Below are 10366 nucleotides of genomic sequence, written 5' to 3'. Positions count from 1 at the left end.
AGCAGGAAGAAGAAAAATGCAAAAAGACTTAATAGCGCCGATGTTATTCAGCGGAAGCTTAAATGCAACAGGTTTTGAAGGATGGCTTGAATTCTTTTTAATACCAGCATTGACAATGACGTCGGTGCTGATTATGGATAACGCCCCCATTCATCGAAAAAAAAGGATTAGGGAAATAGTAGAGTCTGCAGGACACATTGTGTTATTTCTGCCAACTTATTCTCCAGATTTGAATGATATAGAGCATGACTTTAGTGCATTAAAGAGGGCGAGAATGTACGCACCTCCTGGTACTAGCATAGATAAGGTTATTCAAGATTACTGCATAGCTTAACGTCTTATAATTATCCTAATTAACTATAAAAGTTCCAGTCTGGACTATCCACTTTCTGGGATCAGAGTTATCCTATTTTTGCCAAGAGTTGGCGGACAGTGAGGTTTTCTAACCGATTGATGCGGAGCAGGTTGGCGGTTACTCGCCCGATCGCCGTTTTGGGTTGAATGAGTCCGCTTACAGATTCAAGGGTGAAGTGGTCTGTCCAGATATCTTTTCTTGGATTGTAGAGTCTAACGGTTTCCCCTGTATGGGGGTCGATAGAAGCGATGTCACTGCCTTTGGCTAGGTTACAGAGAGCACAGGCAAGGGCTAGGTTTTCAAGGGTACTGTGGCCGCCATGTTTTTCGGCGATGATATGATCAACATGATGGGAAGACAGCGATAGAGCTTCAGGGATGAGGCAATATTCACAGCAATCGTTAGCCCGATCGCCAACAGTACGCCGTAGGGATGGAGAAATATAGCTTTTACTCATCAGCCCGGAGTTTCAGCAGGGCTTGGGTTTTTGCCAGTCGCACAAGATGTTCTATAAATTCATATTGTTGCCAAAGGCGTTGCTCTTTAGGATCTAGACCTTGGGTGCGATTTTTCTCTAGAAGAGTTTCGATCTCGGCCTGCAGGGTGGGAGAAAGATGTAGATCAAGTATTTGTTGAGGACTGGGGAGTTGAGCCAAAAATTCGAGAATTTCAGTAAGTCCAGACAAGCCTGTGTTGGGATTAGCGTTTAGTTGCTGTATGCCGAGGGCCAATATTTGTGGCAATTCTCCCTGGAGGGGTTGAAGCTGTTGAGCAATGTCGTCGGGGATGTCTAGGGTAATTTGCATGCTTAACCTTCACTGAATGATGGTAGATCAAGCATAGACACTTTTGGCGATCGCCTTGTTTTTTTGTGTACATTAATGAAATACTCTCGACCCTAGGCACAGCAACGAAACCATGCCTAGAGTCCTTAAAAAAAGGATTAGATATCCAAATCTGTCAGATCTAACTTGGTGCCATAGGTTTCAATGAATTCCCGCCGGGGGGCAACCCGATCGCCCATGAGCACGGTAAAAATGCGATCAGCTTCAGCAGCATCTTCAATGTGCACCCGTTTCATCGTGCGGGTTTCTGGATTCATGGTGGTATCCCAAAGTTGTTGGGGCATCATTTCCCCTAAACCTTTAAAACGCTGGATGGTGTAATTAGCGTTGGGAGGAAATTGACTAATTTGCCCCTGCAATTCCCGGTCAGAATAACAGTAGAAATGGTTTTTACCCCGCTCCAATTTGTACAACGGTGGACAAGCGATGTAAATGTAACCTTGGTCTACTAAATCCCGCTGATAACGGTAGAAGAAAGTCAACAAAAGAGTGCGTATGTGCGCCCCATCTACATCAGCGTCAGTCATAATCACAACCCTATGATACCGAAGGGAAGATATGTCAAAATCATCACCCTTAATACCTAGGCCTAATGCTGTAATTAAGGCTTGAATTTCGGTGTTTTTATAAATTTTGGCATCGTCAGTTTTTTCAATGTTTAAAATCTTGCCCCGCAGAGGCAAAATTGCTTGGAAACGACGATCTCGACCTTGCTTGGCCGACCCACCGGCACTATCGCCTTCGACGATGAAAATTTCCGATTCTGACGGATCTTTGGAGCTACAATCTGCCAGTTTACCCGGTAAAGTTGAAGATTCTAAAACTGACTTACGACGTACTAATTCTCTAGCTCGACGGGCCGCTTCCGCCGCCTTAAAGGCCTGTACCGCTTTTTCAATAACGGAGTCGGCAACACCAGGATTGAATTCCAAAAACTCCGTTAGGGCTTCCCCCACTAAGGTATCCACAATGCCCCGGACTTCCGTGTTACCCAATTTAGTTTTAGTTTGCCCTTCAAATTCTGGATCGGGCACTTTCACAGAAATTACCCCGGTTAGACCTTCCCGAATATTTTCTCCCCCTAAATTACTATCCCCTTCCTTCAATTTATTGCGTTTACGGGCAACGGAATTGAGGGTACGGGTTAAAACCGCTTTTAGACCTTCTAAATGGGTACCCCCATCAATGGTACGGATATTGTTGGCAAACCCCAGCAGAGTATCACTGTAGGCATCCACACACCACTGGAGAGCCACTTCTACCTGGACATCATTCTTTTCCCCCGAAGTGTAGATAATTTCATCGTGGAGCGGGGTTTTGTCTGTGGTCATATAGGTGACATATTCCCTAATGCCCCCTTCATAATAAAACTGCTCTTCTTTGAGGGAATCGGCCCGGCGATCGCCAAAGGTAATGCGTACCCCAGCATTGAGATAGGCCAACTCCTTGAGACGACTGGCTAGAGTATGGTAGTCAAACTCGATGCCATCCTTAAAAATTTGGGTATCCGGCAAAAAAGCAACCTGGGTACCTGTGGAGTGCTCCTCGTTAGGAGTGGCGGCCAAGCTACCGATGGGATTGCCCCGCTCAAACCGTTGGAAATGTTCCTTACCCTGACGCCAAACCTTCACTTCCACCCACTCGGACAGGGCGTTAACCACGGAAACCCCGACCCCGTGTAAACCACCGGATACCTTATAGCCACCGCCCCCAAACTTGCCTCCAGCGTGGAGCACTGTCAATACTGTTTCCAACGCCGATCGCCCGGTGGTGGGATGAATATCCGTGGGAATGCCCCGACCATTGTCCACTACAGTGACGGAACCATCGGCATTAATATCAATTTCAATATGGGTACAATAGCCAGCCAACGCCTCATCAATGGCATTGTCAACCACTTCATACACTAGGTGATGCAGACCCTTGGGCCCCGTGGAGCCAATGTACATCCCTGGGCGCTTACGGACTGGTTCCAACCCTTCCAAGACTTGAATTTGATCGGCACCGTAGTTCGTGGTCGTCATGGTCACTCCAAAATCAGGCTGAGCTTAGGCATCTTTGCTGTGGGATGACAAAAGCCCTCAAAATCTTAGCACAAAAGGGTTAAAGGCTTTAATATCGAGGACTGAGAACTGATTTGGAGATGGGATCGATCAAGCTATTTTTCTAGACGCACCACATACCATTGCCAAGTACCGCCATCCCCCTGGTCGAGGTCGCAGTAATTGTCCCGTAAATGTTCTGCTTTTGCTGCCAAAGTAGGCAATTTATCCAGTCCTTGGGGGAGGGGGAGATCGTATTCAGCCAAAATCTCCGTCAACTTAGCAGTCATTTCCGCCGGAGTTAGGAATGTTTCTGGTTCCTGGTCAGCCAAGAACACAAACATTTCTTCTTGGTACATCAGTGGATCGACCATGGCAATTGCTGAAAAATGTTGTTGAGGTGGAGGTCGGCGCTGGCTAATCGAGTAGGGATTTAGTCTTCTGGGTTTCCTGATGGGGCATTGCTCCAAAAATCTCTCCAGTGGAAAGACTTAGCATTAACCAAGTAACCCAGAAAACAGTAACCCTCCTAGCCCAGGGCCAGGAAGGGCCATTGCACAATACTTTATCGATTCATCGGTGATCGCCGAGACGTTGTGGCCTAGGCTTCGCGACCTAAAACGTCCTGTAACTGCCGGATCGCGGCGGCCCCAATATTGATAGCGGCCCAAGTTGCGGCGATCAGAAGGGGGCTAACAACTACAATTACACGCCAATCCATTGCTGTACCTCGTTTTGTTAAAAGAATATAAATTTTTAGAACACTTTTAATCTTACATCCTAATGCTGATCCCTTGGGAAGGGAAACATGGCCGGGGGTCGGGGGCAATGGCCACAGCCAGTAAACCGGAAAAATTCTGTTAAGATCTCCTGTCAGAGAGGCAGTCACCGCTCGGAACTTAAACCACCGTTGTCACCATTGCATGTAATGACCATTAGCCGGTTTCGTCAGGCAGCCGAAGCAAAGGAATTTTTAATTACCGCAGAAGTTACCCCCCCCAAAGGTGGTAATCCAGAGCGGATGTTGGCGGTGGCGGAGAAGTTGCGGGGCCGGGTCCATGGGGTTAATGTCACCGATGGCAGTCGGGCAGTGTTGCGCATGTCCTCTATTGCGGCCTGTGTGTTATTGCAACAACGGGGCATTGAAGCCATTTGTCAGATGACCTGCCGGGATCGCAATTTAATTGGTTTGCAGGCGGATCTGATGGGGGCCTATGCCCTCGGTTTACGCAATGTTTTAGCTTTGACCGGCGATCCCCTCAAAGCGGGGGACCATACCAAAGCCAGGGCCGTCTACGATTTAGAATCGGTGCGGTTGTTGAGTTTAATCCGTTCCCTCAACCAGGGGCTAGATTTCAACCAGGCTCCCTTGGTGGATGGCAGGCTAGATTTATTTCCTGGAGCAGCGGTGGATCCCCAGTCAAAGAGTTGGTCCGGTTTGCAAAGTCGGTTTGAAAAAAAGCTCGTAGCCGGGGCCCAGTTTTTCCAAAGTCAGTTGATCACGGATTTTGATCGCCTGGATAAATTTATGACCCAGGTGGCTGTGGGATGTGGCAAACCGATTTTGGCGGGCATATTTCTTTTCAAATCAGCTAAAAATGCCGCTTTTATCAAGCGGGTGGTGCCGGGGGTAAATATTCCTGATTCTTTAATTGATCGCCTGGCCCAGGCCGAAGATCCCCTAACGGAAGGGGTGGCGATCGCCGCCGAACAGGTAAAACTGGCGAAAGAACTATGTCAGGGAGTCCATTTGATGGCGATTAAAAAGGAAGAACTAATTCCCGAAATCCTCGACCAGGCTGGCATTGCCCCTCTGGAAAATTAAGGCTTACCAACCTTAGGGCTAAAAAATAAACTAAATTCCCCTGCTTGCCCCCGTTGTTGTAGACCAGGCAAGCCTAACCTAGTCTGGGCTTCTGGATCCAACAGTAAATAGTTCCCCTCCTTGGCCATGGCACGTAACTGGTCATCGTTCATAGCAATGACTTGGCGATCGCCGTAGAAATCTAAACTGGGGCGACTGTAGGCAAAGGAAGTATAAACGAGAGTGTTTACCGGAGTGGCCTGTTTAATTAACTCCCCCACCGGTTTAACAGCAAAAGCTTCGTTCACTTCCCAATTCCAGAGAGGGCTGGAAAAAAGAAATAGGAGAGTTACATATAAACTCACCACCAAGGTTTTAACGAATTTGGCAGAATGGTTCAGATATTGCCTGGCACTCCATCCCACGCCGATAAATAGCACGAGTCCCATGATGATGATCACCGGTCTTCGCTCAGTGAAGCCAGTGTATAGTCCCCCCACCAAGCCAACCCCGGCAGTGAAAGCCAGTAGATAACCAATCAGCCGAGGGTAACGCTTACGATTTTGTAAATCCGCCAGATAATGCCCCCCCATGAGAGCGAAAAAGGGATAGCAGGGAAGGACATACCAAGGCAATTTAGTGCCCATGGCGGAAATAATTGCTAAAAAGCCAAAGCCAAAAATGATGGCTACCTTAGCCCAGTCCTGTCGCCATTGTTTGATGGTCGTCACCATGGCTGGAACGAGGAAAAATAGCCAGGGAGCGGTGTATTTTGCTATCTCTAGTAAGTAGTACCAAGGCGGCCCTGTATTGCCCTCCAATTCCTGGGTAACTCGGTTAAAACTGTGGAATTCAAAATGAATTTGCCAGAAGGTTTCCCCATACTGAGCAAATTGCAGTTGGTACCACCACAGCACGGGGGCAAAACCGATCGCCAGCCCCAACCAGAATTGCCAGCGTTTAAAAATCCGCCCTTCACCCAGCCAAAAAATTAAAATCCCCAATAACATTGCCAAGGCCAGCACCAACAATCCTTTAGCTAAGGCAATTAAGCCCAAGCCCATACCTATGCCTGCTAACCAATGGGGTTGTTTACGCCCCTTCAGTAAACAGAATAATGACCAGAGCAAACAGGTATTAATCACCCCATCTAACATGGTTAAACGACCCAGACGGGTGGTGGGGAGCAGGGTTAACAAGACTGAACTACTCCAGAGGGCGGCTTTCGGAGTAGAAAAAATTTCCTTACCCACTAGATACAGTAAGGGCACCGCCAGGGCAGACCCTAGGGCTAAGAGTAAACGGGAACTAAATTCACTAATGCCCAGCAGATGGTAACTGCCCATCACCAACCAAGTAATCAGGGGTGGTTTGGATAAAAAGGGTTGTCCCAAATAGGTAGGAAAACGCCAATCTCCCCTGAGGTAAGTATCTTGAGCGGTAGTAGTGTAATAACCTTCGTCAAAATCCCGCAGAGCCACATTACCCAAACCGGCGATCGCCAAAACTAGAGCCGCTGCCGTGAGTAGCAGTAGATATTTCCGATCATCGTTAAGGGCAGGAAAGTTCAAGGGCAGAGTCTGGGGACGTGGTGACGGTTGGACTTGAGGGGCATTTTCCCATGTTCTTGGGGGAACTTTAGGTTTTTGCTAAGGTATTTTGTTGATGTTACCCCCAACTAACGGCTGACCCTGTGAACCTGATGCCCGATCGCCACCAATTCCCCGGCTTAACGAATAAAACCTATTTCAATTTTGGCGGCCAGGGTATTTTACCCACCGTAGCCCTAGAAGCAATTACGGCCATGTATGGCTATCTGCAGGACAATGGCCCATTTTCCATTGCGGTTAACCAGTACATTCAGCAGTTAATTGCCCAACTACGCCAAGCTTTGGGGGAAACTTTTAACGTTAATCCTAACACCATCACCATCACCGATAACGTCACCACTGGTTGCGACATTGTGCTTTGGGGCATTGATTGGCACCAGGGCGATGAAATTTTGCTCACCGACTGTGAACATCCCGGCATCATTGCCATTGTCCAGGCGATCGCCGCTCGGTTTGGGGTTACATACCGCTTTTTCCCAGTGGCAGATACCTTAAACCAGGGGGATGCGGCCGCAGTATTAGCTGATCACCTGGGGCCAAAAACCCGTTTGGTCATTCTCAGCCATTTACTTTGGAACACGGGGCAGGTGTTACCCCTGGCGGAAATTATGGCCGTTTGCCGCCGCTACCAAGGGGATTATCCAGTGCGGGTCCTAGTGGACGGGGCCCAATCAGCCGGTTCTTTACCCCTAGATTTTTCCCAGCTAGAGGTGGATTATTACGCCTTTACGGGTCATAAATGGTTTGCTGGCCCCGCTGGAGTCGGGGGTCTGTATATCCATGACGATTGCCTGGGGGACATTAATCCCGCCTATGTGGGCTGGCGCAGTATTACCTATGGCGCTAAGGGGGAACCCACTGGCTGGGCTGAAGGGGGCAAACGGTTTGAAGTGGCCACCTCCGCCTATCCCCAATATGCTGGTTTGTTGGCCGCTCTGCAGTTACACCAACGGCAAGGCAGCGCCGAGGAACGTTACCAAGCCATCTGTCAACGCAGTCAACTACTTTGGCAGGGCTTAAACCAGCTACCCCACGTCCATTGTTTAGCCACATTGGCTCCCCAAGCGGGTTTGGTTTCCTTCACGGTGGATTCTCCCCTGGGCCACCGGGCGATCGTCCAGAAACTGGAGGAACAACGCATCTATCTCCGCACCATTGCTGACCCTGACTGCATCCGGGCCTGTTGCCATTACATTACCAATGAAGAGGAAATTGAGCATTTATTAAGCAAATTAGCTGAATTTACCCCCTAAAAATTTATCCCCAAGGCTTTTAGTAAACCAAGGAGAGATGCCCTTGTTTTGAAGAGAGCTAAACCCTAAATTTGTCCTGTTTCCTGCAACAACCAAAAACCGGCAAAGGCTTCACTGTCGGGGCTGGCTTGGATGGCCAGAAAGTGAATGCCCTGGGCTAATTTTTTTGCTTGTTCAAATCCCTTGGCTTCCTGTTCACTGGTTTTATCGGTGACGTTGGCCACAATCCAACTATCACTGGCTCCGGTTTCCAGGCGGACAATGGGACGAGGGTCGGTATTGTATTGCAAATAGCCCAATTCCAACCCCGATAACCAAGCAGCAAAGGGTAAAGCCCTGGGGGAAAAGAGGATCAGACCGGGAATGCGGCAATCGGCGGGCAAATTGTAGGGGGAGAGGGGGAAACTTTCCCCAAAACTAATCTCCCAATCAGGCAAATCATTAAAATCGGCGGCGGCTAAACTGACTAAGGCCCACTGGTCTCCCCGATCGCCCCGCACTGCATCGGGTAAGGCAATGGCATTGAGTTCTGGATACTGCACCGATGTGGAGGAAGCCAACTTGGGGTCATAGCCCGGTTGTTGGGGATAAAAATTTTCTAGGCGATCGTCTAACCATTGCTCCAGCACATAGGTGCGACGGCTGGGGACGGGGGGAATGCCAACTTCCTCACAGGCTTTGCTGATCATGTTATTCATCTGTCGCCGGAAAAAACGGATCTTTTGGGGCATCTGACCCGCTTCGGCGATCGCCGCTTCGATGGCCTGCCGGAGCCAAACGGAATTAACGGTGGAACTGGGGCAATACTGGCTATAGCGAAACAAATCCTCGGGCGACTGTTGCACGGACTGGGGAGATTCACAAATTAGTACTTCCCACACCTTTTTTTCTTCATCGTCCAACAACGGCCGTGAATAAAAATCCAATTCCCAGGTAACGCCCATATATCAATTAAATGTTTGTCAAAGCCAGCCCAAAAGGGCTAACCGCTATCCTATCAAGCAATTGTCCCCGGTTTGCCATCGTCCCATGGCCCAGGCCTATAACTGCCCCCATCACCATTGTCGGACCAAGGCCACTGAGCTTAAGATATCTTGGGAAGCAGGGGGCTTGCCATCCGACCTCTACATGATTGATTTCACTGCCCCTGGTTTCATTTTTCATCGCCCTAGAACCTTACCCAATATGATCTCCCAGCCCCAAGGATTCGCCCGCCTTAACCGCTCTTCTGCCCGCTTTTTCCCAGCCCGTTGGTTAATGGCGTTGGGTTGGGGTGTGGGTTTAATAGCGTTGGGATCAATACCAGTAACGGCGGCTACCATTGCTCAAGGCACCGTTACAGAGCGCCAAGTCCGGGCTTTGATCGAACAATTTGATGCGGTAGCTAATCAACACGATACCGATCGCCTGGGGGAAATTTACAGCCCTGAATTTAGCAACAGTGACGGTTTGACCTTTGCTCAGATGGAAACAACCCTGCAACAACTCTGGGAAACCTATGGCAATTTGACCTACAGCACCGAACTAAAAAACTGGAAACAGGATGGGCAAGCAGTGGTGGTGGAAACTTTGACCACCATCAAGGGTGAACGGCCTTGGCTGGGTCGCACCGCCCAATTGAATGGAGAAATTACTTCCCGCCAAACCTTCATGGACAACAAATTGGTGCGCCAGGAAGTGTTGACGGAAAAAATGACCCTCACCGCCGGGGAAAATCCACCAGAAGTGGACGTTAATCTGCCCCAGCAAGTGCAGGCGGGCCAACAATTCGATTTCGATGTTATTTTGCGCCAACCCATTGGGGATGACCTCCTGGCGGGCACGGCCTTTAGTCAAAAAATAGACCCTAATAACTACATTGATCCTTCCCAGGTGAAATTAGAATTATTGCAGGCCGGGGGGTTATTTAAACGGGCGATCGCCGGCAATGATCCCCAGTGGTTGTCCGCCTTATTAGTCACCCCAGAAGGTATGGTTTTGGTTACCCAGCGTTTGGCTGTTGTTCCCTAACAAAACAATTAACGATGGCACGGCCCAGCAACGGCAATGGAAAGAATCAGCAGGCGATCGCCAAACCATTTCTAAAATGGGCTGGGGGTAAGGGAAAGTTAATTGAACAATTGGTTAATTTCTTTCCCCCGGAAATCACCACTGGTCAGCTAACTAAGTACGCCGAGCCTTTTATTGGTGGTGGGGCGTTGTATTTTTATGTTGCCCAAAATTATCCCCAGATAGAAAAATTCTTTATCTCTGACTGCAACCAGCAATTAGTTTTGGTTTATAAAACTATTCAACAAAATGTTGATGATTTAGTTGATTTTCTAAATCAGTTACAGCAGGAATATTATTGTCTCGATAAAGGTGAGCAAAAGAGCTTCTTTTATCAACAAAGGCTCAAATTTAACCAGAATGTTGCTGAAATAAATTTAGAGAAGTTTAGTAAATCATGCATAGAAC

The 10366-nt window shown here is 48.5% G+C and carries 12 protein-coding genes; 5 read left to right on the top strand and 7 right to left on the bottom strand.

Annotation, left to right across the window (positions count from 1 at the left end; all coding sequences use genetic code 11):
* The coding region (locus IQ219_RS10690; RefSeq protein ID WP_194072584.1) for a transposase at window positions 1-334 on the top strand (334 nt) is incomplete at its 5' end.
* Between the two features lie 67 nt (window positions 335-401).
* Here the strand turns inward: IQ219_RS10690 and IQ219_RS10685 are convergent.
* The 5 genes from IQ219_RS10685 to IQ219_RS10665 form a co-directional block, all read right to left on the bottom strand.
* Window positions 402-812 (bottom strand): HNH endonuclease, encoded by a 411-nt coding sequence (locus IQ219_RS10685; RefSeq protein WP_194072583.1) that lies wholly within the window; start codon window positions 810-812, stop codon window positions 402-404.
* A complete protein-coding gene (locus IQ219_RS10680) occupies window positions 805-1161 on the bottom strand; it encodes a hypothetical protein (protein ID WP_190599350.1) in 357 nt (118 codons plus the stop codon). Before IQ219_RS10680 ends, IQ219_RS10685 begins: the two co-directional genes overlap by 8 nt.
* A gap of 137 nt (window positions 1162-1298) precedes the next feature.
* Window positions 1299-3224, bottom strand: a complete 1926-nt coding sequence (gene gyrB, locus IQ219_RS10675) for a DNA topoisomerase (ATP-hydrolyzing) subunit B (RefSeq protein ID WP_190599349.1) — start codon at window positions 3222-3224, stop codon at window positions 1299-1301.
* A gap of 134 nt (window positions 3225-3358) precedes the next feature.
* Window positions 3359-3616 (bottom strand): chlororespiratory reduction protein 7, encoded by a 258-nt coding sequence (locus tag IQ219_RS10670; RefSeq protein ID WP_194072582.1) that lies wholly within the window; start codon window positions 3614-3616, stop codon window positions 3359-3361.
* Between the two features lie 227 nt (window positions 3617-3843).
* A complete protein-coding gene (locus tag IQ219_RS10665; protein WP_010872352.1) occupies window positions 3844-3963 on the bottom strand; it encodes a photosystem II protein Y in 120 nt (39 codons plus the stop codon).
* A 207-nt stretch (window positions 3964-4170) separates the two neighbouring features.
* Here IQ219_RS10665 and IQ219_RS10660 point away from each other — a divergent pair, with 207 nt between their 5' ends.
* The gene (locus tag IQ219_RS10660; RefSeq protein ID WP_190599347.1) at window positions 4171-5067 is read left to right on the top strand and encodes a methylenetetrahydrofolate reductase; all 897 of its coding nucleotides are present in this window, start codon (window positions 4171-4173) and stop codon (window positions 5065-5067) included.
* Here IQ219_RS10660 and IQ219_RS10655 read toward each other — a convergent pair.
* Entirely contained in the window at window positions 5064-6617 is a 1554-nt protein-coding gene (locus tag IQ219_RS10655; RefSeq protein WP_194072581.1) for a glycosyltransferase family 39 protein, read from the bottom strand. The two genes, IQ219_RS10660 and IQ219_RS10655, sit on opposite strands and share 4 nt — an antisense overlap.
* 131 nt (window positions 6618-6748) lie before the next feature.
* Between IQ219_RS10655 and IQ219_RS10650 the strand changes: the two genes are divergently transcribed.
* Window positions 6749-7909, top strand: a complete 1161-nt coding sequence (locus IQ219_RS10650) for an aminotransferase class V-fold PLP-dependent enzyme (protein WP_194072585.1) — start codon at window positions 6749-6751, stop codon at window positions 7907-7909.
* A gap of 65 nt (window positions 7910-7974) precedes the next feature.
* Here IQ219_RS10650 and IQ219_RS10645 read toward each other — a convergent pair whose 3' ends face one another.
* Window positions 7975-8853: a Tab2/Atab2 family RNA-binding protein gene (locus IQ219_RS10645; protein ID WP_194072580.1), complete on the bottom strand. Its 879-nt coding sequence runs from the start codon at window positions 8851-8853 to the stop codon at window positions 7975-7977.
* Between the two features lie 85 nt (window positions 8854-8938).
* On the opposite strand from IQ219_RS10645, the gene IQ219_RS10640 reads away from it, so the two are divergent.
* Both IQ219_RS10640 and IQ219_RS10635 read left to right on the top strand, forming a co-directional pair.
* The gene (locus tag IQ219_RS10640; RefSeq protein ID WP_228016945.1) at window positions 8939-9919 is read left to right on the top strand and encodes a hypothetical protein; all 981 of its coding nucleotides are present in this window, start codon (window positions 8939-8941) and stop codon (window positions 9917-9919) included.
* Window positions 9920-9933: 14 nt separating this feature from the next.
* On the top strand, window positions 9934-10366 hold a 433-nt coding region (locus tag IQ219_RS10635; RefSeq protein WP_194072579.1), incomplete at its 3' end, for a DNA adenine methylase.

It is taken from the genome of Synechocystis sp. LEGE 06083, assembly GCF_015207725.1.
Classification (GTDB): domain Bacteria; phylum Cyanobacteriota; class Cyanobacteriia; order Cyanobacteriales; family Microcystaceae; genus Synechocystis; species Synechocystis salina.
Note: the sequence above shows the minus strand (reverse complement) of the source record. Positions and strands in the feature narration are given on the sequence as shown.

Coding starts and splice junctions, on each gene's coding strand:
- IQ219_RS10660 (WP_190599347.1), top strand. CDS start 4,171: ATGACCATTAGCCGGTTTCGTCAGGCAGCCGAAGCAAAGGAATTTTTA.
- IQ219_RS10640 (WP_228016945.1), top strand. CDS start 8,939: ATGGCCCAGGCCTATAACTGCCCCCATCACCATTGTCGGACCAAGGCC.
- IQ219_RS10650 (WP_194072585.1), top strand. CDS start 6,749: ATGCCCGATCGCCACCAATTCCCCGGCTTAACGAATAAAACCTATTTC.
- IQ219_RS10670 (WP_194072582.1), bottom strand. CDS start 3,616: ATGGTCGATCCACTGATGTACCAAGAAGAAATGTTTGTGTTCTTGGCT.
- IQ219_RS10665 (WP_010872352.1), bottom strand. CDS start 3,963: ATGGATTGGCGTGTAATTGTAGTTGTTAGCCCCCTTCTGATCGCCGCA.
- IQ219_RS10645 (WP_194072580.1), bottom strand. CDS start 8,853: ATGGGCGTTACCTGGGAATTGGATTTTTATTCACGGCCGTTGTTGGAC.
- IQ219_RS10680 (WP_190599350.1), bottom strand. CDS start 1,161: ATGCAAATTACCCTAGACATCCCCGACGACATTGCTCAACAGCTTCAA.
- gyrB (WP_190599349.1), bottom strand. CDS start 3,224: ATGACGACCACGAACTACGGTGCCGATCAAATTCAAGTCTTGGAAGGG.
- IQ219_RS10685 (WP_194072583.1), bottom strand. CDS start 812: ATGAGTAAAAGCTATATTTCTCCATCCCTACGGCGTACTGTTGGCGAT.